This is a genomic window from uncultured Shimia sp., from assembly GCF_947498095.1.
Taxonomy (GTDB): Bacteria; Pseudomonadota; Alphaproteobacteria; order Rhodobacterales; family Rhodobacteraceae; genus Shimia.
In genome coordinates this window covers 1-23,056 of the sequence record NZ_CANMJE010000013.1, presented here as the reverse complement: position 1 = coordinate 23,056, position 23,056 = coordinate 1, and the positions used below count along the sequence as shown (strand labels likewise).

Annotated in this window: 23 protein-coding genes; 10 read left to right on the top strand and 13 right to left on the bottom strand. The window is 53.6% G+C overall.

Annotated elements, in window-relative coordinates:
- Nucleotides 1–136 precede the first annotated feature (136 nt).
- Genes Q0932_RS17375 through Q0932_RS17360 form a run of 4 tightly spaced genes read left to right on the top strand, consistent with a single transcriptional unit; the run spans nt 137 to nt 1,980 of the window.
- Entirely contained in the window at nt 137–304 is a 168-nt protein-coding gene (locus Q0932_RS17375; protein WP_299355970.1) for a hypothetical protein, read from the top strand.
- Nucleotides 294–488 (top strand): hypothetical protein, encoded by a 195-nt coding sequence (locus Q0932_RS17370; protein ID WP_299355968.1) that lies wholly within the window; start codon nt 294–296, stop codon nt 486–488. Before Q0932_RS17375 ends, Q0932_RS17370 begins: the two co-directional genes overlap by 11 nt.
- Before the next feature lie 38 nt (nt 489–526).
- Nucleotides 527–1,810 (top strand): DUF6538 domain-containing protein, encoded by a 1,284-nt coding sequence (locus Q0932_RS17365; RefSeq protein WP_299355966.1) that lies wholly within the window; start codon nt 527–529, stop codon nt 1,808–1,810.
- On the top strand, nt 1,807–1,980 hold the full coding sequence (locus Q0932_RS17360; RefSeq protein WP_299355965.1) for a hypothetical protein: 174 nt from the start codon (nt 1,807–1,809) through the stop codon (nt 1,978–1,980). The genes Q0932_RS17365 and Q0932_RS17360 overlap by 4 nt, the downstream gene beginning before the upstream one ends.
- A gap of 254 nt (nt 1,981–2,234) precedes the next feature.
- On the opposite strand, the gene Q0932_RS17355 is transcribed toward Q0932_RS17360, so the two are convergent.
- The 3 genes from Q0932_RS17355 to Q0932_RS17345 all read right to left on the bottom strand — a co-directional run bounded on the left by Q0932_RS17355 (nt 2,235) and on the right by Q0932_RS17345 (nt 5,887).
- Nucleotides 2,235–2,759: a GNAT family N-acetyltransferase gene (locus Q0932_RS17355; protein WP_299355963.1), complete on the bottom strand. Its 525-nt coding sequence runs from the start codon at nt 2,757–2,759 to the stop codon at nt 2,235–2,237.
- A gap of 342 nt (nt 2,760–3,101) precedes the next feature.
- A complete protein-coding gene (locus Q0932_RS17350; RefSeq protein ID WP_299355961.1) occupies nt 3,102–4,172 on the bottom strand; it encodes an autotransporter outer membrane beta-barrel domain-containing protein in 1,071 nt (356 codons plus the stop codon).
- Between the two features lie 473 nt (nt 4,173–4,645).
- Nucleotides 4,646–5,887 (bottom strand): DUF3179 domain-containing (seleno)protein, encoded by a 1,242-nt coding sequence (locus Q0932_RS17345; protein ID WP_299355959.1) that lies wholly within the window; start codon nt 5,885–5,887, stop codon nt 4,646–4,648.
- A 1,270-nt stretch (nt 5,888–7,157) separates the two neighbouring features.
- On the opposite strand from Q0932_RS17345, the gene Q0932_RS17340 reads away from it, so the two are divergent.
- Nucleotides 7,158–9,047: an adenylate/guanylate cyclase domain-containing protein gene (locus tag Q0932_RS17340; RefSeq protein ID WP_299355957.1), complete on the top strand. Its 1,890-nt coding sequence runs from the start codon at nt 7,158–7,160 to the stop codon at nt 9,045–9,047.
- A 174-nt stretch (nt 9,048–9,221) separates the two neighbouring features.
- Here Q0932_RS17340 and Q0932_RS17335 read toward each other — a convergent pair whose 3' ends face one another.
- The 8 genes from Q0932_RS17335 to Q0932_RS17300 all read right to left on the bottom strand — a co-directional run bounded on the left by Q0932_RS17335 (nt 9,222) and on the right by Q0932_RS17300 (nt 16,060).
- On the bottom strand, nt 9,222–10,649 hold the full coding sequence (locus Q0932_RS17335) for a hypothetical protein (RefSeq protein WP_299355955.1): 1,428 nt from the start codon (nt 10,647–10,649) through the stop codon (nt 9,222–9,224).
- A gap of 1,110 nt (nt 10,650–11,759) precedes the next feature.
- Nucleotides 11,760–12,572 (bottom strand): DsbA family protein, encoded by an 813-nt coding sequence (locus Q0932_RS17330; RefSeq protein WP_299355953.1) that lies wholly within the window; start codon nt 12,570–12,572, stop codon nt 11,760–11,762.
- 158 nt (nt 12,573–12,730) lie between these two features.
- Nucleotides 12,731–13,033, bottom strand: a complete 303-nt coding sequence (locus Q0932_RS17325; RefSeq protein ID WP_299355951.1) for an SH3 domain-containing protein — start codon at nt 13,031–13,033, stop codon at nt 12,731–12,733.
- A 461-nt stretch (nt 13,034–13,494) separates the two neighbouring features.
- Nucleotides 13,495–13,896: a hypothetical protein gene (locus tag Q0932_RS17320; RefSeq protein ID WP_299355949.1), complete on the bottom strand. Its 402-nt coding sequence runs from the start codon at nt 13,894–13,896 to the stop codon at nt 13,495–13,497.
- A 320-nt stretch (nt 13,897–14,216) separates the two neighbouring features.
- Nucleotides 14,217–14,390 (bottom strand): hypothetical protein, encoded by a 174-nt coding sequence (locus tag Q0932_RS17315; protein WP_299355947.1) that lies wholly within the window; start codon nt 14,388–14,390, stop codon nt 14,217–14,219.
- Nucleotides 14,387–15,670 carry a DUF6538 domain-containing protein gene (locus tag Q0932_RS17310; protein WP_299355945.1) on the bottom strand — a complete coding sequence of 428 codons (1,284 nt, stop codon included), beginning with the start codon at nt 15,668–15,670 and terminating at the stop codon, nt 14,387–14,389. The genes Q0932_RS17315 and Q0932_RS17310 overlap by 4 nt, the downstream gene beginning before the upstream one ends.
- A gap of 38 nt (nt 15,671–15,708) precedes the next feature.
- Complete coding sequence (locus tag Q0932_RS17305; protein ID WP_299355944.1) at nt 15,709–15,900, bottom strand: hypothetical protein; 192 nt, start codon at nt 15,898–15,900, stop codon at nt 15,709–15,711.
- The gene (locus tag Q0932_RS17300) at nt 15,893–16,060 is read right to left on the bottom strand and encodes a hypothetical protein (RefSeq protein WP_299355942.1); all 168 of its coding nucleotides are present in this window, start codon (nt 16,058–16,060) and stop codon (nt 15,893–15,895) included. Before Q0932_RS17300 ends, Q0932_RS17305 begins: the two co-directional genes overlap by 8 nt.
- Before the next feature lie 298 nt (nt 16,061–16,358).
- On the opposite strand from Q0932_RS17300, the gene Q0932_RS17295 reads away from it, so the two are divergent.
- Together Q0932_RS17295 and Q0932_RS17290 are read left to right on the top strand one after the other, a co-directional pair.
- The gene (locus Q0932_RS17295) at nt 16,359–16,769 is read left to right on the top strand and encodes a MarR family winged helix-turn-helix transcriptional regulator (RefSeq protein WP_299356040.1); all 411 of its coding nucleotides are present in this window, start codon (nt 16,359–16,361) and stop codon (nt 16,767–16,769) included.
- Between the two features lie 13 nt (nt 16,770–16,782).
- A complete protein-coding gene (locus tag Q0932_RS17290; RefSeq protein ID WP_299355940.1) occupies nt 16,783–17,670 on the top strand; it encodes a DMT family transporter in 888 nt (295 codons plus the stop codon).
- A 167-nt stretch (nt 17,671–17,837) separates the two neighbouring features.
- Here Q0932_RS17290 and Q0932_RS17285 read toward each other — a convergent pair whose 3' ends face one another.
- Nucleotides 17,838–19,067 carry an alpha/beta fold hydrolase gene (locus tag Q0932_RS17285; RefSeq protein WP_299355938.1) on the bottom strand — a complete coding sequence of 410 codons (1,230 nt, stop codon included), beginning with the start codon at nt 19,065–19,067 and terminating at the stop codon, nt 17,838–17,840.
- A gap of 96 nt (nt 19,068–19,163) precedes the next feature.
- Between Q0932_RS17285 and Q0932_RS17280 the strand changes: the two genes are divergently transcribed.
- The 3 genes from Q0932_RS17280 to Q0932_RS17270 all read left to right on the top strand — a co-directional run bounded on the left by Q0932_RS17280 (nt 19,164) and on the right by Q0932_RS17270 (nt 22,551).
- On the top strand, nt 19,164–19,553 hold the full coding sequence (locus Q0932_RS17280) for a nuclear transport factor 2 family protein (RefSeq protein WP_299355936.1): 390 nt from the start codon (nt 19,164–19,166) through the stop codon (nt 19,551–19,553).
- Between the two features lie 822 nt (nt 19,554–20,375).
- Nucleotides 20,376–21,269, top strand: a complete 894-nt coding sequence (locus Q0932_RS17275; RefSeq protein ID WP_299355934.1) for a homocysteine S-methyltransferase family protein — start codon at nt 20,376–20,378, stop codon at nt 21,267–21,269.
- A gap of 310 nt (nt 21,270–21,579) precedes the next feature.
- Entirely contained in the window at nt 21,580–22,551 is a 972-nt protein-coding gene (locus Q0932_RS17270) for an adenylate/guanylate cyclase domain-containing protein (protein WP_299355932.1), read from the top strand.
- 279 nt (nt 22,552–22,830) lie between these two features.
- Here the strand turns inward: Q0932_RS17270 and Q0932_RS17265 are convergent.
- The coding region (locus tag Q0932_RS17265; RefSeq protein ID WP_299355930.1) for a hypothetical protein at nt 22,831–23,056 on the bottom strand (226 nt) is incomplete at its 5' end.

The following is a 23,056-nucleotide window of genomic DNA, read 5'->3' as shown; positions in this document are numbered from 1 at the left end:
TCGGCTTTGGGCCGAAAGCACCAGTTGGCGCTACTCCAATGAAGGTCTGCTTTGTTCTGCAGTTCCGCTCCTCTCGCCCCCCCAAATCCGAGCCACCCTTCGTATCTATATCGATAGAAATCGAAGGAGTTTACCGATGAAAACCTTATCAGCCCTCGGCGTTCTCGCCGGGGGTTTTCTTTTGACCCCACCACCAAGAGCCGTGCTGACGACGATGCTCTGGGTTGTTGGTCGTTCCCACCCCGCCGTCTCAGCGCTGGTTCTGCCGGCCTTGGTCTCCGCTTGGAGGTCCGATGATGATTGAATTGAACCCCGGCGACACGGTCGTCATCCGCGCTGGAGAGGACTGGCCTGAGCATCTGTTCCGGGTCGATTATGTGTTTGATGACTGCCTAGGCGGTTACTCTCTCACAGGACCACTGGCTGGCGAGTACGGCGAGCCCGACTTCGACTTAGTCCTACGGGTCCATTGCAGCGCGGTTGACTGAGCCGCCCTTTCCCAAAACCAATTAGAAGGAGGAGACCTATGTCTGCTCAAATTCGATATGCGTATCGGAAGGGTCACACGTGGCTGTTCCGACGCAACTACCCAAGTGACGTGGCACTCGTGCTTGGATCTGCGGCCATGAAGCAAAGCCTGAAGACCGGGTCAGCTTCCACCGCAAAACAACGGGCTGCTGAGGTGAACGCCAGATTTGAAGTTCTGGTGGCTCAAGTGCGCGAGGGGGCCGAAGTGGTGCTCTCTGATGTCTCCGCATGGGTCGATACACCGGAGACCGCCCTTGATCACCTGCGGGCCACTCTGGAGCCCTCTGAGGTGGTTCCGTACCAACGTCCCGTGACGCCTAAGAAAACGCTGATTGGAGACCTTGGCCGAGACTACCTATGCCGCAGAGCCCGTGAGCTACGACCCGGTGGGTTCAAATCAGTGCGCTACTCGGTGGGGCTGTTTCTCTCGAAGTACGAGGAACAATCGGTGTGCAGTCTGAGCCGGGTTGAGGGGCGAGAGTTCCTTGGTCTTATAGCCCAGCTTTCTCCGGTTCTTGGGCGGTCCAGAGCCACGCAAGGCTTAACGCTGGAGCAGTCGGTGCGAGTCTCTTCCTACGGGGCACCCCGGATCACGGCGAGGACCCAGAAACGCATCTGGTCTCAGGTCAATCACTTCCTCGATTGGCTAGTCTACGAGGGGCATCTGGAAGCCAATCCCTTCAGGACGGTTCCTTTCGAGCAGAAGGTGCGCCCTAAGCCCTATGCGGTGCCCTCGGATGATGAGGTGGTGCGGATGCTGGCGACTAGAGATGACGTGCTGCGACCCGTGTTGCTGACCTGCCTGTTATCAGGGATGCGAGCTGGAGAGGCCGCAGGGCTGCTTCGGGAAGATCTGGTGACCAAGGGCAATCTAGGGACTTTCGTTCATGTGCGCCCCAATGACCTGAGGTTGCTGAAGACTGATGCGGCTGAACGGTTGGTACCTGTGCACCCTGTGCTAGAGGAGCTGTTCCAAGGCCTGCCATCTGAGGGGCCACTGTTCCCTGACCTGAGTGTCAATCAGATCACCAAGGGCTTTGCGGCTCTGCGGGCGTCTCTGGGGCTGGAACGTCCCGGTCTGGTGTTCCACTCAACAAGGAAGTGGTTTGTGACCCAGTGCGAGCGAACAGGTGTGCCTGAGCATTGGACGGCGTCTCTGGTGGGTCATAAGTCGGCCCGGTCAGAGAATGGGCTGACCTATGGTATCTACAGTGCTGGCATAAATGACGAGCAGAAGCGCGGGATCATGGATCAGATCCGCTTGCCGGTGGCCGTGTCATGACCGTGCCTGACATTGACGCGTTCGAAGAGAGGGCCGCTATCGCAGAGTACGATGGCGGTCTTTCTCGTTCAGAGGCCGAGACCCTTGCTGCGAGAGCTCAGGGGTTCAAGAATGCTGATGCCTACTGGCAATGGCTGGCTGACTACGTGGTGACCAAGCAGATCAAGTGATCTTTCCCTCGGCTGGCATTGCGCTGGCCGGGGGAGCCACTTTGCTTTTTTCTTCTGGGTGGAAGGGGAGCGGAAATGCAGAACAAAGCAGCCCTTCATTGGAGTAGCGCCAACTGGTGCTTACGGACCAAACCCGCCGTTCGTTCTGGTTGCGGCGAATGGCAGGTTCGAGCCCAATCTCACCAAATGGCTACTAAGCAGCGAAAGCCCGCTGCACGTGAAAATGAAAACATGACGCAGGCCAAGCCGATTTCTTAAACTTCTTTGAAGAGCGGTCGTTCCATGAAGTAGACAAAGCTGTGCAAGTGCTCGGGGAAACCTTCAGGGTGTGGGATATCACGAAAACCGACACTTTCATAAAGGCGTCTCGCATGGGTCAGGAACTTTGCGGAAGAAAACATGACGGTTTGGTATCCGTCTGCGATCAACTGTTCAAACATTTTCTCCAGAAGTAATCGTCCGAGACCATGACCTCGACCTGCTTCGTTGACGAACAGGCGCTTTATCTCGGCGACATCAGGCTCCAATTCGTGAAACATCACACATCCTGCAGGTCGATCGTTCACATCAGCTAAGAGGATGCCCCCACGAGGTCTGGCATGGATTTGAGGAAGATCATCGATGACGCTTTGGAATACATCAGGGTCCAATGGGTTGTTTTCCTTTGGACCGTCATCAGGAAATGCCTTCCAATGCCACTCCAGCCATTCTCGGCACAATGCACGCGCAACTTCAAAATCACGATCATTTTGGGCCATTCGGATAGTTGTTTCAGACATGCGGCACGCTTCCTTCACCTCTTTAACCCCGTCATGCAATGCTATTGGTTGCGTGAGGTCAAGGCGCTTGGAGCCATGCGAAGCAGCAAGTGGACATTAACATGCGGGTCTAGAAGGTAGACTTCGTTCAGCATAACAGACCTTGGCGCATCACGCAGCGAAGGACCAGTATCCGCCCTTAGTGTCGGAATATGCATGGTGCAGCAATAGGATGGCCCTTGTCGCCCATCACGACAGCTAACGGCCCTAAGCCGACTTTGGCGCTCTTTGCAGCGAAGGTCCGATTGGCAGAACAGAAGCCATCTGAAATTGTTGGCAGAGCGCGGTTCGGCCCTGACAGGATCAGAACCGAATGACACTGGACAGGACAAAACGCTCACCACTTTGGTTCTTATTGTACTCGGCCTGAATTCCCATGCCATTTTGAAAACCCACATTCAATCCGATCACGCCGGAATACTTATCTACATTAGTGGATTGTGCTCGATACCGAACCTCAAGGCTGTCACCATCAGGAAAGGCATTGGGCAGGCCCGTCACGCCCTCGATCTCCTCGTCGTAGTCAAGATAAGAGATCCCAATATAGGGCGCAAAAACTGTCTTCTGGCCAACAATCCACTGACGACCAAAGCGTACACTTGCCGACACTGAACGCACTGTGGTGTCCGATTTTTTGCCAATCGTATCGGTGAATGATCCTGTGCCAGTCAGAAAGAAATTGTCCCACCCATGCACAGCGGTTGCACCAATCGTTAGTGTTGTCGCGTCGATCCCAGCCACGAAGTGTCCCGTTGCCGTTCCGCACGGGCTTATTGGTGTACAGACTGGCGGTGGAAATATCTGATCCAAATCCACCACCACATCCAGATCTGCGGTGCCATTCACTCTTCCAACCGAGCCGAACACATTGACGTTGGGCAGTACCCAAGCATCCAACTTGACCTGCATGCTACTGGTTCGGGAAATGACGTTCTCGAGAGTTACAAACGGGATCGGCACCAGCGGCGTACCGGGTGGCGGTGCAAAACCCTTGCCAAGCGCCACGGCTGGATCAGTAATTTCCTGCAGTTGGGAGTTTTTAACTCCGATTACACTGATCCCAAAAGGCAGTGGCAAAGCAAAACCGCGATCCACGGCTTGCTGCCCAAAAAAAGGTAGCTTCCGATCATATGTGACTGGTTCTGCTGCTGTTTGTGTATTTCTCGGGTTTCGCAGTTGAAGATTGTCAGGAAATTTCAACAGGATGCCTAATTGAGGAAGAATTCCGTCAGACATATCAGCGGAGCTAGGTTGTAGGTCTGTCGCATCCTCAAAAGGATCGTTGCCTTGCGGCTCTTCCGCTATAGCCATGTTGCATTGGCTAATAACCAAAAATATTGCGGCTGCTGACTTGAGCTTCCAAATGCCTGTCAACGCCTTCCGACCCCGCCTCTTAGTTTACTCAAATTCTCACGGCGCCATTCCTAGCGCGCGAGGGATGTCTTGCGCTAGAGGCTAGAGCCTAAGAGTGAGTACTTGTGTTTTGATTGCCTCACTACTTGCGACAGGTGAGATCTATTACACCCACATACGTCAACAATGGCTGCGATCTTGCAGTGCATAGGACATCCCAGAGAAGATGCTAATAAAAGGAAAGAAAAAAAGACGGCACCCATCCAGAAATAGAGGAAACCTTGATCCGTCAAAGAGAACCCTAGACGCGGCGGTTCACAAAGTCTGGCTTGCCACACCAACCAGACCTTGGAGAATTTCGCAGCGAAGTTCCGGTTACCGCCCATAGTGATGAAATGCGTGGGGTGCAGCAATCGGGCCCTGCCCAATACATGTCATGGCAACTTACGGCCTACCTTCGTACAAGCCGCAGCGAACGCCTGCTGTGTCCGCATTCACGCTAGTTTCGGCGTTTCTTCCTGCGCGCCCACCCGGTTGACATCGGTATGGGGGAAAAACTCGGCCCAAACATGCCAGAACAAGCCCGGTTTAACATCGGGCGAACGCGCGAGTTGACCATCTGAGGAGTTGCCGAAGAAGTCGACTTCAGTCACTATCTCTCCGGTCTCATTGATCCATACATTAAGGCTTTCGAAAAGTGGATCCCATGCAACAACCAGCGCTTGGCCTCCGACAACCGCGTTCACAATATTGCCGTTGGCCACCACGAAATCGTCTGTCCAACACGTCGCATCGCCGCCTATACTCACACCCCAAACGTAGGACTTGGTTGGCAGTCTGGGATCAATGGGGCGCTCAAGGTTCTGCATGATGGGGCGTGCCTCGGTGTGGTGTTTCTGGATCGTGGCGGTGAATGCGAGTTCCATAGCAAAATCGAGCAGAAAGAGGAGAGGGTTCGACGGAGGTTTGTTTAAAAAGACTTCACCGTTTGGAAAAGCTTTCTCAAACCCGCGGAAAGTCATGCGAAACGTCGGCCATGGCCGCATTGAAAGTGTCGGGCGCAAAGGACAGGCGGGACCGTTAGTTGATGTGTCCTGATCTTTGGCACGAAAACCGTATATCTGCTGCAAAGGTTCGCCGGTTTCATTGTCACGCAAGACAAGGTTGTTGCCGTGCTGAGCAAGCACTTCAAGTTCCAACTTTTGGCCCTCAATTTCTGGCGTGTACCCGAGACCAAGGTTTGCAATCGCGCAAAACGTCATAACAACATCTTCACCGTTCAGCCCGTCCTTCGACCCAGCAAGATGCGGTCGCATCATTTGAGGCTGGGGATGTGCCCGCGCAAGACCGTTATTTTCAAGCACAATCACTTGTGTCGTAGGGCTTACGAACTCCTTCGCTTCCTTGATACTGAAATACTGCGCCTTGTCTTTTTGATTGCGCAGGCCCAGATGCACATAGATCCAAGTAAACGCCATCAGTACGAACGATATCAATGTGGCAATCCAGAAGACCCAACCGATCCCAGCACTTAATCCAAAATAGGCGATAGCGGATACAAGCCACGCACCGCACCCTACCGCGAAAAACCTGTACTCATTGCGAATGAACCTATCCACATTTCTTCGCTTGGTCGTTATGAACAATTGAGGAATGTCGCCAAGATCGCGGAAGTACAAAAGAGCTATTGCAAGCGAAACGGTTGTACCCAAATAAAAAAGCAGTTCAGCAAGCATGTGGCGCAATCCTTAGTCAGTGATGGTATCGAAGGCCGCTCTGTGCCTCGCATAACCACATATTCTATACGTTGGTTATTGAGCAATACCGGTTAGGAAGGGAATTGGGTTTCCACACCCTCCATTTGATGCGGCAACTTCCAAAATTTTGTTTGTTCCGCATAGCAGACTTCGGGACTAACTGCAGCGAATGACCGCTATCCGCCCTTAGTACCTAATGCTGCGGGTAAACTGGACGGCTGCCTTTCTTTTTCTTGGGCCCCTCTAGTCTGGGAGGACAGGGTGGATTGGCGGCTACTCCGCTCCTTCTACCTGCACTTTCATTACTTATCCCTATGCCCAAGATCGGCTTACTATACTCAGCCCCAACGCTAACCTCCCAAGTACAGTTGGTTCCCCAACCCCACACCCCCGACAGCCCCGGCCATCGGGTCTCAGTCCTGCCTTCAGCGGGGCTCCCAGTGGCTAGCCGTGGTCCCATCCTCACTCCGCTAGCGCTCTGTGATGCCCCAGTAACCGCCCCAGTTTGGTCAGAGGTTGCCGTAAGTCGATGTTACCTATGGGTCGGCAAGGATTCCTACCATCCCAGCCACCTCTCCTTAGTTCAGTAAACTAAGCACCCGGGACGCCCGTAGTCCTAGGAAATGCCCCCGTTTATGCCCCAGTAGTTGGTGCACAAGTTGCGGGTGCTGGCAGCTTCGCTTTCCCATAGTCTGAGCAGGCTCGTGTCCTCAACTGTACTTGTTGGTGTGGTCGTCTCTACCGGGGTTCTATGGCTAGGGGGAATAGGTATAAGTAATGAATAGAGGGCGGAGGGAAGAGACCCAGATGTTACCTCCCTTCCTACCCCCTATCCCCTATCCCAGCAGGAAGGTAAGCTATGGCTGACATCAAGAACCCTTGGCACTCCCGCCCCATCGACGTCCATCGCTGGTCAGACCATCCAGAGGTGGCGGCGCTCTGTGAAGGGATCTGGGACATAACGGGCGACAATGAGAGCTGGAATTATGCGTCTGTGAGTAAAGTCTAGAAACTTATGCTGCGGCGCGATCGTATCCAAACTAAGGGCGGAATGCGCTCGCTCGCTGTGGTTTGCGCCAAGGTCTCAGTTACGGATGAAGTTGCAGTTTCACTTTAGGTGTTGAAGACCTTTTGGAAATTATTTTTTGGTCCCGCTTCGGTGACCAAATCTGTAGTTTGACAACTTATCCTTTCCCTTTGTTATAAATATGCAGTCTACTTACGTCGTTCATAGAGCGAAAGGATTTTGATGGAACGTCGGTTGACCACGATCCTAGCGGCCGACATCGTTGGCTTTTCAAGTCTTATTGGTTCCGATGAAGAAGGTATTCTTGCGCTAAGGCGGCGGCACCAGAATGAAGTAATCAATCCGCTTCTCGAAAAGCACCATGGCAGAGTCGCGAACACCGCAGGCGATAGCTGGCTTGTCGAATTTCCTAGCACGGTTGAGGCGCTTCGCTTTGCAATAGAAGGCCAGAATCTTATCGAAGCGATGAACGCGGACGCTCCCGAGGGCGCCAAGATGCACTATCGTATTGGTATCAATCTCGGCGATGTCGTGGCTGAAGGTGACGATCTGCTAGGGGACGGTGTGAATATCGCGGCGCGGCTTGAGGCGCTGGCACCTGCGGGGGGCATCGTGATCAGCCGGTCAGCGCGTGACCAAGTACGCGATCGGTTAGATTTGGACCTCCACGATCTTGGCAATGTGCCGGTGAAGAACATCGAGCGTCCTGTCCGGGCCTTTCAAGTCGTTCGTTCTGGCGAATCCAAAATGAAACTGCCCACCTCCAAGGCGCGTTCAAGGACGCCTGCTTTGGTTGCAGTGACCCTCGCGGTCGCTTTTATCGCCGGTGCATTCTGGTGGAGCCAGCGCCCTGACTTTACCCCCGTTGATCCAGCGGAAATGACCCTTGCATTGCCCGAGCGACCTTCAATTGCGGTCTTGCCCTTCACCAATCTCGGGGGTGAAGCCTCCGCCGAGTGGATCAGTGATGGGATAACAGAGAATATCATTTCCACACTTTCCCTGTCGCCTGACATGGTGGTGATGGGGCGCGCGACAACCTTTTCCTACAAAGGGCAGCAAGTCGCGCCCAGCGAGGTCGCCAAAGAACTTGGCGTTCGCTATGTCCTGAGCGGCAGCGTTCTGAAGTCTGGCGATAAAGCCCGGATTACAGCGGAACTGTCGGACGCGGTTGAGGGCAAACAACTATGGTCGCTGCGCGAGGACAGCGAAATCGACGACATCTTTGACGTGCAGGATCAAATTGCCGAGAAACTTTTCCTAGAAATGCAGGTGTCCCTTACGGTCGGAGAAGCAAGCCGAACCATCGCCGCGCTTTCCGGTGATTTCCAAACCAGCCTCCGTGTGATTCAAGGGCGCGACGCTTTTCAGCGGTTTGATCTTGAAGGCCATCGTGAAGCGATACGGATATGGACCGAGCTTCAAGAAGAAAACCCACAAAGCCCGATGGGGCCTTATCTGCTTGCTTGGATTCCATGGCAACGTGTCATTCTAGGCATCTCCAAGGACCCTGCCAGCGATTTTGCGGCGTCCTACAAACTGGTCAAACAGGCGCTAGCGATGGAAGAATGGGGCGACCCCTACAGCCTGATCGCCATATTGGATTCAAGCAGCGGCAAGTACAGCGACGCCATTACCGCTGCCAATCGTGCCATTGACCTGTCGCCCGGTGGTGCAGACGTCAATGCGCTTGGCGGACTTGCGCTTTACAACAGTGGCGAGGCCAAACGCGGTATGAAATACATGCTCAACGGTATGCGACTCGAGCCCGACTATCCCGAATGGTTACCCGGCGCACTCTACCCGGCATTGTTGGAAGATGGCCGATATGAGGAAACAATCTCTTTGGCGCAATCCGTTCTTGGCAGAGATATGCGAGACGCCCGCGCACATCATCAAGCCAGAGCGGGACTTGCCGCAGCATTTGCCTTGAAAGGTGACATGTCGAGCGCGCAGAAAGTTGTTCGTCAGATGTTGGACCAAAGACCGGATTTGACTGTCGAGTATGTAACTGGGCGGACTTTACAGCAACAACGTGCGGCACCGCGCGCTTTTCACCAAACCATGTTCGACGCATACGTGGCAGCCGGAATGCCAAGTTCAAGCGACTGAAAGGTCAGGCCGCAGATCGCATGATATCAGCCTAGGATCTGGTTTGCTTCGAAAGCTTCTTTGATCTGGAATCAGACCTTCGCCGCAATGATCGCCAAGGTCCGCTAGGAGCCATGGATGAAGCTCAGTTGGCAAGCCTGCAGGCCTTTTACGATTCCAAGAGAGATTGAGTTCTCAGTACGGAACCACCTCAGTTCCAGTCCGACGCTCATGTTCAGCTAGCCGCGCCAGATAACCTTCTGACCGAGCCGTTTGCCTCCAGATCACATAATCCCGAACGTAGTCCGCTGAGGGGTCATCCTGCTCATCCAAACCAAAGAACTGATTTGATGTCGGTAGAGCAACCCCAGCCACAGCTTCTGACGCCTCTGCCATGATGTCCTTGAGTTCAGCCACCCGTGTGTAGTCGATAACGTAGCTATCATGCACAGATAAAACCGGAATGCCTTGTTCAGAGAAGTGACGATGCACTCTCTCGGTGAGTTGGCTATCTAGGTTCATAAGCCGAATGCCCTGGTCGTTGAACAGCAGGCCTTCAATATGTGGTGTCTTCTCCAGAAAAGCGAGAAGCAGAGTCTCTAGTTGTTCGTTCGTCAGGGTCTTGCCCATATGACCTGTTGGAAAACCGTCCCGAAAGGCTCGAAAAGCTGCATCTTTCTTCCTGGCATTGATGGCGGTGAGCAACAGGCGCTTGACCAGATTCCTCTGAAGCCGTTCAGGTGCTCCCCCGATCAACCCTTGCCTGAGCTCATAGGGATCACCCGTGAGTTCGACCCCAGATTGCAGGCTCAGTAACGAGATATGCAGGCTCCGGAAGTCCACCTCCACTGCTGGCGTATCGTTGATGAATATCCTGGATCGCCGGTCGCTGTTTATTCGCTGCCACCAACCACCATGAAAGCGGCCATTGCAGGTCCAGTCAGCGCGGCTGAAGATACGTCTGGTCAGCTTTTGATGATGGTCTGTCGGTATGCCATCAAGGGTTGGGTCTTCAAGTATCGGGATATCAATGAAGGCTGATGCGATGACTTCGTTATAGCGATCCAATTCTGCGCGCATCCTGATGGTGTCGTCCGTTTCTTCGTACTCGACCAAGGGCCCATCTTCTTCACTGCGAAGAATGATGATCTCCTCCCCTTCGACTCGCCCAACGTCGTCCCGCTGAAATTGTGCCTCAGCAAACCACCCCTGAAGCTCTTCAGAGGCCCGAATTCTCGTGGTTCTGTTTCCTCGCGAGTTAGGTCCGCTGAAACTTCCTTTGGCCATATCAAGCAACCCAGCCTTGGTCAGAACCCGAATTATCGGGATGATCTTCTTCGAGATATGAATGGCGTTATAGCGTGAGGAGGTGTCCCAGTAGTTCGATGACATGGAGACTCCAATACTTAGTTCTGGATCTGCCAACCAAGCCACATAGAGATCTAGGATCAGGACACGCAGTTGGTGGCGGAATGCAGTCTTGGGCTTAGGCCCTGATCTGCCAGTCAACTCAGACAGATACCCATCCCACACTCGATCACAGAGCGCCGCCACCTCAGGATGATCTGACCAGCGATGGACGTCTATTGAGCGGGAGTGCCAAGGGTTCTCGATGTCAGCCATAGCTTGCCTTCCTTCTAGGATAGGGGGGTAGGAAGGGAGGTAACATCTGGGTCTCTTCCCACCGCCCTCTATTCATTACTTATACCTATTCCCGCTAGCCATAGAACCCCGGTAGAGACGACCACACCAACAAGTACAGTTGAGGACACGAGCCTGCTCAGACTATGGGAAAGCGAAGCTGCCAGCACCCGCAACTTGTGCACCAACTACTGGGGCATAAACGGGGGCATTTCCTAGGACTACGGGCGTCCCGGGTGCTTAGTTTACTGAACTAAGGAGAGGTGGCTGGGATGGTAGGAATCCTTGCCGACCCATAGGTAACATCGGCTTACGGCAGTCTCTGACCAAACTGGGGCGGTTACTGGGGCGGAACGAGGACGAAGGACGAGTTGGAACGGAGCGCTAGCGGAGTGAGCATGGGGCAACTCCGGGACCACTGAGATCCCCTCTGACGACCGCCACCACAGTGAGCCGCTCTGACGATCGTCTGAGACCTGGTGACTACTGGTGGCCGGGGGGCGGCTGGCGTGTTGGGTGGAGAACCAACTGTACTTGGGAAGCAGCGTTGGGGCTGAGTATAGTCAACAGGGCTTGGTCATAGGGATAAGTAATGAAGGAGCGGAGTAGCCGCCAATCCACCCCATCCTCCCGGACTAGAAGGCCCCAAGAAAAAAAAGAAAGCTTGTGTGCAATGCAGCCGTCCAGTTTTCCCACAACATTCGGTACTAGGGGCGGGGAACGGTCGTTCGCTGCGAAATGAGCTAAGGTCTGCCGAGCGGGACAAAGCGCCATTTCGCTACGGCTGCTCCAAAGGCTGCTTTAGGAACTGACGGGGAAGCAGAAGCAGTCTTTTTTGCCTGTCGCAAGACCGTATGAGTTTCGTCCGAATTCAGGTGCGCAAGTCAGATGATGAATGTGGTGGAAGGGATGGAAGTGGCGGCGCGGTAAAATGTTAGCTAGAAAGCGCCAAATATTTTGTGCCCCTAGAGAACGCGTTGTGTTTGTCGCTTTGCTGCCCTCTGTTGCGGCTCAATTCCGACCTAGGCGACCATTGTGTAGAAGATCGTGCCAAGTTCGATGACACGGCGTCCTAACGTGCGTTAATGCCCATTAACTTGGCATCGCCCCCGGAGTCGCTGCTCCTTCAGGAACCCTCGATTGTAGAAGCGAGCCAATTGGCCCGTCATCGCGCTCGCGCTCAATCAACTGATCGAGTAATCCTTCACTAATTTCCCCTTGGACAACCGTACGACCGACTACGATTGCAGGTGTTCCGGCAAAGGAAAAAAGCCGCGCCAATGCCGCGCTGATGTCAAGCTGTTGTCTGACTTCCACACTGTTGATATCCCTCAGCAACTGCTGATGATCCAGACCAATACTGTCGGAAACTGCTTCCAGATACGCGGCGTTTATCCGAAAGGGTGTTTTCATGAGGCGATGGTGAAACTCAAGATATGCCCCCTGCATATCTGCCGCAATTGCTGCCTTTGCTGCCAATACAGAAGCCTCGCCCAGTATTGGGAGTTCATGCCAAGTAATCTGGACGGCTCCATTTGATTTGGCGGCAAGACGCGCGAGCCGCTCCGTAAGTATTCTGCAATAAGGGCAATAGAAGTCTGAAAATGATGCAATCTGAACTAGGCCGTCACTTGCAAGCCGCGAACCAAACAAAGATTTACTGAGGTCCTTTTTTACATAGGCCAGAGCGCGTTCCATCGTGGGCTCTGCTATCGTGTTCAGACCGAAAAACGGATCGAAACCCGATGAACTCATTCCCCCAGCCATCCGCCGGAAGCCCACTGGAACTTCAAGAGCCTCAAATTCTAGAGGGTTGGAGAATACGCTCAACGTCCGGCGAAATGAAAAAGCGCCCAGAACAGCTAATGCTCCACCACCGATCAACATCCTCCTGTCTATTTTCATTTGTTCCACCTTAGAAAACGAGTAGCAGGGTCACTGCATACTAAGTCGACATGACAAGTAGACCAACTTGTGTGGGATTTCATTGGTCGTGAGCAAAGACCTAATCACACCGATTCTTATCGAGCATAGGTCGACCAGCGAAGCTGATCACAGCTACTTCAGATTTCTTGAAGGTAGTTCCAAGAAACATACCCCTTGAGCCCACGCGCCCGTTTCAAAGAACCTTTGCACCACGCCGTGCTACCAATCTGGTCGCAATCGTGTATTCGCAAGGCAGTGCCATTCGGAAGGCCTACGATGACCTTGTATCCAGTTCCGGGGCCTTCGCGCATTTTCAACATATCACCTTCTTCAACTCCGACGACCTCATAATACCCAGCTGGGTTGGAGTTGGCAGGTTGAGCGCCGACAACAGCTCCCAGCGCGACAACGGCAAAGGTAGTAAAGATGGGTCCTTGCATCGTTCTCTCCTGCTTTTTGCCTCATTAAGGCGTATCGGACTTTGCACGGCGATGGCAACGGATAACAACTAAAATACTGCCTGACTACAGAACAGTGTTCGAACGCGATCACTTGCTATGAGCAGAAAAGTAGAATGACAGAGTTGACCATCCGTGTTGAGATGAACGTTAAGGCCCACTGCCAAAACCAATACCAGCTAGGGGACGTCGCATGAAGAGACCATCAACTCGTAACAAACAGATGGAACATGTCAAACGACAATGCACCCGGTGTCGCGGTTCTGGACGGGCACCGTGCCAAGTCTGTGGTGGTGCGGGGCAAATCGCTCAGGGTAGCGACATCCACGGCAACCGACAATTTAACCGCTGCTCAGGCTGTTTCGGCACAAGAACTGCCCGATGCTCCGCTTGCGGCGGCGAGGGGCTATCATAGCCAGCCCATGGGTTCTGTTGCCATCACCCTACATCAGCTTTTTCAGAATAGAACGAAGACATAGGCCAGCGCCAACTCCGATGCTTGCCCCAACCGCATCGGCATAGAGGTCTGCCATTTCCCGTTCACGACCAAAGTACGGCTGTATAATCTCAATCAGCCCGCCAAACGCTATTGCTCCGGGAAAAACCAGTATGAGCGTTCTTGGGTATAGGACTGCACAAGGGAAAGTGAGCGCAACAAAGGCCAAAACGTGGTACGTCTTATCCGATCCCGGCAGCCCTTGCGGCGTCGCCATTGGTGTTAGCGTTGCATAGGTAATGAAAACCGTCAGAAGCGTAGTTACAACTAATGCGATCTTATGGCGAGCTGGTCGTCCAGAACGATGTAGAAGAGTTTTTTGAATGGAAGTCATGACCGCTTTTTTCACTTTTGCTGCCGCAATCAGCGCACTGTCTATCGCATAACCCTTGTAACCATAATAACTAATCCGATGAAATTGACTTGAAGTCCTATTCGCTCAGTTGTTGAGCCATTCAGGATTGGCCCTCTCGAATAGACCCTGAAGCCCGCTCTCCGCCCTTTTAGCCGTCTGCGCAGCTTGCAGCATTTGTTAAAATGGGCTCATTGCTGCCGTTCGCCGCAACAACCGCCAAGGTCTGCTTTGTTCTGCAGTTCTGCTCCTCTTCCGCCCAGAAGAAAAAAGCAAGGTGGCTCCCCCGGCCAGCGCAATGCCAGCCGAGGGAAAGATCACTTGATCTGCTTGGTCGTCACGTAGTCAGCCAGCCATTGCCAGTAGGCATCAGCATTCTTGAACCCCTGAGCTCTCGCAGCAAGGGTCTCGGCCTCTGAACGAGAAAGACCGCCATCGTACTCTGCGATAGCGGCCCTCTCTTCGAACGCGTCAATGTCAGGCACGGTCATGACACGGCCACCGGCAAGCGGATCTGATCGACGATTGAGCGCTTCTGCTCGTCCGAGATACCTGCGGAGTAGATACCATAGGTCAGCCCATTCTCTGACCGGGCCGATTTATGACCCACCAGAGACGCCGTCCAATGCTCAGGCACACCTGTTCGCTCGCACTGGGTCACAAACCACTTCCTTGTTGAGTGGAACACCAGACCGGGACGTTCCAGCCCCAGAGACGCCCGCAGAGCCGCAAAGCCCTTGGTGATCTGGTTGACGCTCAGGTCAGGGAACAGTGGCCCCTCAGAAGGCAGACCTTGGAACAGCTCCTCTAGCACAGCGTGCACAGGAACCAGCCGTTCAGCTGCATCAGTCTTCAGCAACCTCAGGTCATTGGGGCGCACATGAACGAAAGTCCCTAGATTGCCCTTGGTCACCAGATCTTCTCGAAGCAGTCCTGCGGCCTCTCCAGCTCGCATCCCTGATAACAGGCAGGTCAGCAACACGGGTCGCAGCACGTCATCTCTAGTCGCCAGCATCCGCACCACCTCATCATCCGAGGGCACCGCATAGGGCTTAGGGCGCACCTTCTGCTCGAAAGGAACCGTCCTGAAGGGATTGGCTTCCAGATGCCCCTCGTAGACCGCCCAATCGAGGAAGTGATTGACCTGAGACCAGATGCGTTTCTGGGTCCTCGCCGTGATCCGGGGTGCCCCGTAGGAAGAGACCCGCACCGACTGCTCCAGCGTTAAGCCTTGCGTGGCTCTGGACCGCCCAAGAACCGGAGAAAGCTGGGCTATAAGACCAAGGAACTCTCGCCCCTCAACCCGGCTCAGACTGCACGCCGATTGTTCCTCGTACTTCGAGAGAAACAGCCCCACCGAATAGCGCACTGATTTGAACCCACCGGGTCGTAGCTCACGGGCCCTGCGGCATAGGTAGTCTCGGCCAAGGTCTCCAATCAGCGTTTTCTTAGGCGTCACGGGGCGTTGGTACGGAACCACCTCAGAGGGCTCCAGAGTGGCCCGCAGGTGATCAAGGGCGGTCTCCGGTGTATCGACCCATGCGGAAACATCAGAGAGCACCACTTCGGCACCCTCGCGCACTTGAGCCACCAGAACTTCAAATCTGGCGTTCACCTCAGCAGCCCGTTGTTTGGCGGTGGAAGCTGACCCGGTCTTCAGGCTTTGCTTCATAGCAGCAGATCCAAGCACAAGCGCCACGTCACTTGGGTAGTTGCGTCGGAACAGCCACGTGTGACCCTTCCGATACGCATATCGAATTTGAGCAGACATAGGTCTCCTCCTTCTAATTGGTTTTGGGAAAGGGCGGCTCAGTCAACCGCGCTGCAATGGACCCGTAGGACTAAGTCGAAGTCGGGCTCGCCGTACTCGCCAGCCAGTGGTCCTGTGAGAGAGTAGCCGCCTAGGCAGTCATCAAACACATAGTCGACCCGGAACAGATGCTCAGGCCAGTCAGCGCCAGCGCGGATGACGACCGTGTCGCCAGGGGTCAATTCAATCATCATCGGACCTCCAAGCGGAGACCAAGGCCAGCAGAACCAGCGCTGAGACGGCGGGGTGGGAACGACCAACAACCCAGAGCATCGTCGTCAGCACGGCTCTTGGGGGTGGGGTCAAAAGAAAACCCCCGGCGAGAACGCCGAGGGCTGATAAGGTTTTCATGGGGTAAGCTCCTTCGATTTCTATCGATATAGATACGAAGGGTGGCTCGGATTTGGGGGGGGGTGAGAGGAGCGGAAATGCAGAACAAAGCAGACCTTCATTGGAGTAGCACCAACTGGTGCTTACGGCCCTTAGCGGTCATTAATAGTCTGAGCAGCGAATGGCAGCATTGAGCCCATATTGACTGATGCTGCACATTCCCCAATGTCTGCCTTTTTCAGCTAGGAGTAAGAATGGTTGCAAAGCTCATTAATTAAGATGTAGATACATGATGTAGCAACATCATACTGGATTGACCGTGGATCAGTGCATATTCACCGCCGTGAGAAAGGCAAATCGTGTCCTGTTTCGGCACTACCAAGACGCTCTGTCCGAAACAGGCATCAGTATCGTGCAACTCTCTATTCTACGGGCACTTGAACGGCATGGTCCACTAGCTCTGTCGCGGCTGGCCGATGACCTCGCGATGGAACGCACGTCGCTCTACCGTACTATCGAGCCGCTGATTGAAAGCGGTGCTGTACAGGTGGAAAACGCCTCGACGGGGAAATCAAAAGTCGCAAGACTCACCCCAGAGGGACTAGGCACAATTGAGCGTGTCATGCCGTTTTGGGCAAAGGCTCAAGAGCAGCTTCTGAACGAAGTCGCGTTAGCCAAACTTCCCGATTTTCAACGCGCGTTGAATGCAATCGCAAAAATGTCAGCCTGAAGTGGGACCTTCCATGATCAATCGTGCAGGTTTGGCTTGGCTGTTGCTTGGGCTGATTTGGGGCACCAATTTTGTGTTCATCAAGTGGTCGACCGAGACGGTCACCCCAATGCAGGTTGCACTGGTGCGGGTTATTGCCGGGTTCCTGACAGTTGCGACATACGCATTGATCACGAGACAGCTAGAGCTTTCGCATTTGAGGCATAGCGTCCATTTCGTCGTGATGGCCTGTCTTGCAGCCGCGCTCTATTTCTACGGCTTCGCTGAAGGGACTGCTCTTTTGGAATCTGGTTTAGCAGGCGCGGTCAGTGCATCAATTCCACTCTTCTCACTTCTTGCGGCTGTTCTGTTCCTTCCTGAAGAGAAGCTAACCACCAATCGAGTTTTGGGCTTGCTCGTTGGGTTGATTGGTGTGACTCTGATTGCGAAACCGTTTTCGGGCGGCCTCGGCGACAGCTACGTGTTAGGCGTGGCATGGATGATACTTGGGTCGTTCAGCCTAGGCGTGTCCTTTGTTTATGCCCGCAAGTTTGTAACACCGCTCGAACTACCGCCTGCCGCACTCACAACCTATCAGCTTGGCTTTGCAGCGCTGATCTTGTTGGTCATCACGGACAAAGCCGGGCTTGGTACACTATACGATGATCAAACCTCATTTGCGGTTCTGGTCATTGGCCTGGGCTTCTTGGGAACAGGACTAGCCTATGTGTTGTACTATTATGTAATTGGCCAGCTAGGTGCGGTGCGTGCATCGGCATTGACCTATGTCCCGCCAGTCGTCGCGCTCTTTCTTGGCGCTCTGTTTCTTGGTGAGGCTATTGTTGCTTTTGATTACCTCGCTACGGCACTTATCTTTGTGGGTGTCATACTGGTCAACAAACGTCCAAAGTCGCAAAGTTGACATAGGTCGAACGGCAGCTTCGTCCCGCATAGTGGTCGTTCATGCTGAGTGCAGCAAATGTCCGCAACGAGCCCAAAGCTACTAATGCTGCAGTATCGATGAATGCCTGGGTTTGTGAGGTGGCGATGCGCTAACCGATAGATGTGGCCCTGAATCCCAGCCAGTATTTAGCTTTCAAAATGATCCGTGCTCGCATTCAAAAAACTGAGCGTGGCGTCCAAAAACGCGTCCCAATCTAGGCTGTTGGGCATAGGAACGTGATTTGCGGAGTCCAAAACAAGCAATTCAGAGTCGACTATGCCCGCCGCCAATTTGCGTGCTTGGGAAAGCGGGTGGATCGAGTCGTCACGTGCATGCACGATCAGCGTGGGGCATTGTACCTTTGGTAACAGCTCGACAACTGATGCGTCGTTATGAGACTCGCGCATACGGAGTATATTTTCCGCCGGGCATGACTTGTGCATTATCTCGACAATGTCCTTGGCCAGATCCAACGGGCCCTCCGGGAAATAGAGCAACGAATATGCCAGCAAAAAGCTGCTTTCAGGTTTGTCCCAAGCTTCGGAAATCATACCGAACATTTCTTGGGTGCCCGTGGTATCCTTCCGCACATTCCGCCCCTCAGCATAGCCACCATTCAAGACCATGGACACAACTCGGTCTGGATAGTGTGCGGCCAGATATGCGGCTGATAGCGCTGATCCCGACTGGCAAAACAAGCCGAACTGGTCGATCCCCAAGGCATCTGCAACACAAAGCAGGTCAAGTGCGATGGCCTCGACTCCAGCGGAATTCATATCTAGATCAGAATGACCACTGCCAATTTCGTCGAAGCGCACCAGCGTGTTCTTTGCACATATTGCGTCAAACAACGGGCGGAAAAATGGGGAACTCCAGTCAGCCTCAATGCTGGTCCCGCCAAATGTTGTGTATATAATCGGTGGTCCATCGCCCGCCACGGTATAGGCAAGCGACTTACCTTCGCGGTTTTTTGTGAATTGAAGCCTTGGCGAAAGCGCTCTTGGTGACGCGGGACTTGCGGCTTCAACAATCTCCACGTCGGCACAACACAAGAAGCCACGCCGCGCAACCGTTCGGATTATCGATTGAGACTCACCGTTGTCTCCTACCGCGCGTCGGACCGCTGCAACGCAGGCGCTGATAGCAGAATCTGAGACTATGCGCCCTTGCCAAACGAGGTCGATCAATGTGTCACGGCTGATCAACTCGCCTGCGTTCTTCACCAAAATCAGCAAGAGATCGAACACCTTTGGCTCAATCGAAACCAGGGTCCCCGAACGCATCAGGCTATGCTGGTCGGGGTCAAGGACATAGTCGTCAAACTTGTACTTTCGCGCAATGCGCACCCTGTCTTTTTTTTCCGATGGATCAATCACAGGAAAATCCTATGAGTTTCTTCATGTGTTCCTCAAGCAAAAACCTACTGGGCTTGCAACATTCCTGAGACAACAGTGAATATAGAGGTTGCAAAGATGGACAGCACAAAAATAGCGCAATTAGCGCAAAGTTATACAAATGCGTGGAACTCGAAATCTGCTGAGGCTGTTGCCTCATTTTACGCGCGGGATGGCGACATCGTGATCAACTGTGGAGAGCCGTGGTCTGGTCGAAATCGAGTGCAAGAAATGGCCGATGGTTTTTTCACGGATGTGCCGGACTTGACGCTCACATGCGATGACGTGCGCGTTTCTGGAAAACACGCTCTCTTTTCGTGGACCTTCACCGGGCATGATGCAGCCACAGGTAACCCCCTCAAAATCCATGGTTGGGAAGAATGGGATTTGAATCGCGACTTGGAGGTTCAGTCTTCACGCGGGTGGTTTGATGCCGAAGCGTATGCTCATCAAGCAGGGAACGGATAGCGGCAAGGGCAAAGCGGACATTGCTGAGTTTGGCGCAAAGGTCCGCTAAGTCCGCTTAGGAGACCTTGGCACGGCCCGCAGCGAATGTCTGGTTCCCACCCAACACTCCGACAGCCCCGGCCATCGGGTCTCAGTCCTGCCTTCAGCGGGGCTCCCAGTGGCTAGCCGTGTTCCCATCCTCACTCCGCTAGCGCTCTGTGATGCCCCAGTAACCGCCCCAGTTTGGTCAGAGGTTGCCGTAAGTCGATGTTACCTAAGGGTCGGCAAGGATTCCTACCATCCCAGCCACCTCTCCTTAGTTCAGTAAACTAAGCACCCGGGACGCCCGTAGTCCTAGGAAATGCCCCCGTTTGTGCCCCAGTTGGTTTTCACGAGATCTAGGTGTTGGCGGGGTCGCTGACACACTGCTGGCGTGGGCTCTGACCATGGGTTTGGATACGAACTGTACTTGTTGGTGCTGACCTGACCTCCCCCAGATGAGCGGGAGAGGTCGTTGGCGTTAGGTCTGAGTATAGTAAGCCGATCTTGGGCATAGGGATAAGTAATGAAGGAGCAGGAGTAGCCGCCAATCCACCCCGTCCTCCCAGACTAGAAGGACCCAAGAAAGGAAAGTTGTGTGCAAAGCAACCGTCCAGTTTACCCGCAGCATTAGGTACTAGGGGCGGAAAGCGGACCTTCGCTGCGGCTGCGCCAATGACCGCTTCGTTCAAAGTGCATCAGTGACACACTATTCACCGGTTGTTATGGTCAGAGGGCAATTCAAGTGATTGGTCCACGACGATGTCAATTTATCGAGACTCCTTTCCTCTCAGCAATGCCGACATGTTCTTGGCATATGTCGGGATGGAAACCGACTTGATATTCAATCAAGGAGTAGATCTGCCGGGCTTTGCCTCATACCCGCTTTTAAAGACCACAGAGGGTCGAGAGCTCCTCAAAGGATATTTGAAAGACCTGATCGCTCTAGGCAAAGAAACGGGTGCTGGTGTCATACTAGAAAGCCCAACATGGGTTGCAAACCGAGATCGCGGGGCTGCGCTTGGGTACGCTTCCAGCGAACTCAGGAAGCTTAATCAAGATGCTATCGCCATGATGGCAGCCGTACGGTCGGAAAGCGATCACGCTCCGACGGTCATCAGTGCAAATATTGGACCGCGCGAAGATGCTTACGCCCCGGAAGCGCAAATGCACTCGGATGAGGCAGAACGCTATCACTCGGAGCAAATATCTGCATTGGCAGAGACAGATGTGGATGTGATCAGCGGATACACTTTGGCGTATCCATCCGAAGCGATTGGAATGGTTAGGGCGGTCCGCCGGTTTGGGCTTCCGGTGGTCATCTCTTTCACAGTGGAAACCGACGGGCGGTTGCCAACCGGAAAGTCACTAGAGGAAGCAATATCGGAGGTCGATGCTGCGACTGACAACTATGCAGCCTACTTCATGATCAACTGCGCGCATCCTGAGCATTTCTCCGGAGTCCTCGAAGACGCACCGTGGATGCAGCGCGTAAGAGGTATCATTGCCAATGCCTCACGCTGTAGCCATGCTGAACTTGACGAAGCCGAAGAATTGGACGACGGCAATCCAACCGAGTTGGGTGTGCAGTTGTCAGATATCAGACGAAGGTTCCCTCATATTCAGGTTTTGGGGGGATGTTGTGGCACCGACATGCGCCACATGAAGCAGATCGTGACTGCTTCCCGCACACCGTAAGCCGACATTAGCCGCGCTGTAGAATAATAGAGGTTGGGCTCATAGCCGCCATTCGCCGCGTTTGGTTTCAAGGTCTGCAATGCGGACGAAGCGGACATTGGAGAAATGCCTTCCAGGCGCGAATAGGACGAAGCTTCAACACCTCTGGATCAGTTTGCATGATCCAAGGCGAGCCTAGCGCCTCTTCTATTTTCTTCCTTGATTAAATGCGAGCGCAGGGGCAGCATTATCGAACATGAGTTCAGTTGGGTGACATCCAAATCAGAGTATACATTTTGCGCTCGTTTCGCCTGCGTTGGGAGTACCATTTGTGGTCAAGGCTTCTCCGGAGATACTTGCTGTTACAGAACGCTGGTTTGAGGCGATCAGGACCCTCAATACGCACGTTTTGAAGGACTACCTTTCCGACTCGGTAGACCTACGCTTCATTGGAACTGGCGAGAATGAGTTTTGGAAAGGCCAGGTTGTTCGCGACGGAGTCGGCGAATTCATTGGCGAAATGCCCGAACCGGATGTGTGGGAAGTTCTTGAAGCCGAAGCCTTCGAGAATGGGGAGACAGGCTGGTCTGCCTTTCTCCACCTAGTTGGGTTTCCGGGTCTTAGTGATGATTACATCGTCCGGACAGTGCTTGTTTTCGTTTTAGAGGGTGCATCCTGGAAGATCATTAATCGGCACGCGTCGCTTCCCTTTCCAAATGTGGATTTTGTAGGCAGCGAACAACTGGCCATTCAGACCCTTGTGAATGCCGTGCTCGAAGAAGGCCCGGAATGGCTTCAAACAGAGGGCTTGGCCTCGGTTTTGTTTACGGATGTCGAAGGCAGTACAATGCTCGCCGAGGCTATGGGCGATCAGGATTGGTCCGCGTTGATAGATCAACACTTTCAGACTGTTGAGGGTATTGTCACAGCACATCGGGGGCAATTCGTAAAGTCGCTGGGAGATGGAACATTGTCCAGTTTCCAATCAGCCAATGAAGCTCTTCTCGCGGCGATCAAAATTCAGGAAGCCGTGGCTTTGGATAGCGTGGAACCCCGTTTGGGTCTGAGGGTTGGCGTTCATACTGGCGACGTGGTTTTGGCACGCGGTGACTTTTTCGGAACCGTGGTCAACAAAGCGGCTCGCATAACGTCCTCTGCCAATGCGGGTGAAATTCTTGTGTCGGATGTGACGAGAGCCATCGTCGGTGGAAATCACGAGTTCGAATTTGCGGACGCGCAAACTGTGACCCTCAAAGGACTGTCAGAAGATCACACGGTCTACCTTTTGCGGTGGAGGCGATAGCTGCTCACTGGCCGTGACCTCGAATATCCGCTCTGTCCCCGGAATGCTTATTCATCAAGTTGTTCTTTTCTCGGAATGCCCTTGCATAGTGCACACACCCACTCCGCCGTTCCATCAATGGGCCTGCCCTTTCTCTCCAAATCTCGGTGGGAAACAACCTGCTGATCTCGACAAAATGGACAGGTAGCCAGAGCATGGAAATCCGGAATATGGGTGATTTTCTTTGGGACGGGATTGCAAACCATTTTGCCCTCAGCATTAAAAATTTCCCCATGTCTATCACAAATCGCTGTTTCTAACCACGGCTGCCTTGGGCTCAAAACTGCCGTTAGCTGCATCTGGCACCAAGGTCGGCTCTGGGCCGAAAGCACCAGTTGACGCTACTCCAACGAAGGTCTGCTTTGTTCTGCAGTTCTGCTCCTCTTCCGCCCAGAAGAAAAAAGCAAAGTGGCTCCCCCGGCCAGCGCAATGCCAGCCGAGGGAAAGATCACTTGATCTGCTTGGT

Coding starts and splice junctions, on each gene's coding strand:
- Q0932_RS17375 (WP_299355970.1), top strand. CDS start 137: ATGAAAACCTTATCAGCCCTCGGCGTTCTCGCCGGGGGTTTTCTTTTG.
- Q0932_RS17370 (WP_299355968.1), top strand. CDS start 294: ATGATGATTGAATTGAACCCCGGCGACACGGTCGTCATCCGCGCTGGA.
- Q0932_RS17365 (WP_299355966.1), top strand. CDS start 527: ATGTCTGCTCAAATTCGATATGCGTATCGGAAGGGTCACACGTGGCTG.
- Q0932_RS17360 (WP_299355965.1), top strand. CDS start 1,807: ATGACCGTGCCTGACATTGACGCGTTCGAAGAGAGGGCCGCTATCGCA.
- Q0932_RS17355 (WP_299355963.1), bottom strand. CDS start 2,759: ATGTCTGAAACAACTATCCGAATGGCCCAAAATGATCGTGATTTTGAA.
- Q0932_RS17345 (WP_299355959.1), bottom strand. CDS start 5,887: ATGCTTGCTGAACTGCTTTTTTATTTGGGTACAACCGTTTCGCTTGCA.
- Q0932_RS17340 (WP_299355957.1), top strand. CDS start 7,158: ATGGAACGTCGGTTGACCACGATCCTAGCGGCCGACATCGTTGGCTTT.
- Q0932_RS17335 (WP_299355955.1), bottom strand. CDS start 10,649: ATGGCTGACATCGAGAACCCTTGGCACTCCCGCTCAATAGACGTCCAT.
- Q0932_RS17330 (WP_299355953.1), bottom strand. CDS start 12,572: ATGAAAATAGACAGGAGGATGTTGATCGGTGGTGGAGCATTAGCTGTT.
- Q0932_RS17325 (WP_299355951.1), bottom strand. CDS start 13,033: ATGCAAGGACCCATCTTTACTACCTTTGCCGTTGTCGCGCTGGGAGCT.
- Q0932_RS17315 (WP_299355947.1), bottom strand. CDS start 14,390: ATGACCGTGCCTGACATTGACGCGTTCGAAGAGAGGGCCGCTATCGCA.
- Q0932_RS17310 (WP_299355945.1), bottom strand. CDS start 15,670: ATGTCTGCTCAAATTCGATATGCGTATCGGAAGGGTCACACGTGGCTG.
- Q0932_RS17305 (WP_299355944.1), bottom strand. CDS start 15,900: ATGATTGAATTGACCCCTGGCGACACGGTCGTCATCCGCGCTGGCGCT.
- Q0932_RS17300 (WP_299355942.1), bottom strand. CDS start 16,060: ATGAAAACCTTATCAGCCCTCGGCGTTCTCGCCGGGGGTTTTCTTTTG.
- Q0932_RS17290 (WP_299355940.1), top strand. CDS start 16,783: ATGATCAATCGTGCAGGTTTGGCTTGGCTGTTGCTTGGGCTGATTTGG.
- Q0932_RS17280 (WP_299355936.1), top strand. CDS start 19,164: ATGGACAGCACAAAAATAGCGCAATTAGCGCAAAGTTATACAAATGCG.
- Q0932_RS17275 (WP_299355934.1), top strand. CDS start 20,376: ATGTTCTTGGCATATGTCGGGATGGAAACCGACTTGATATTCAATCAA.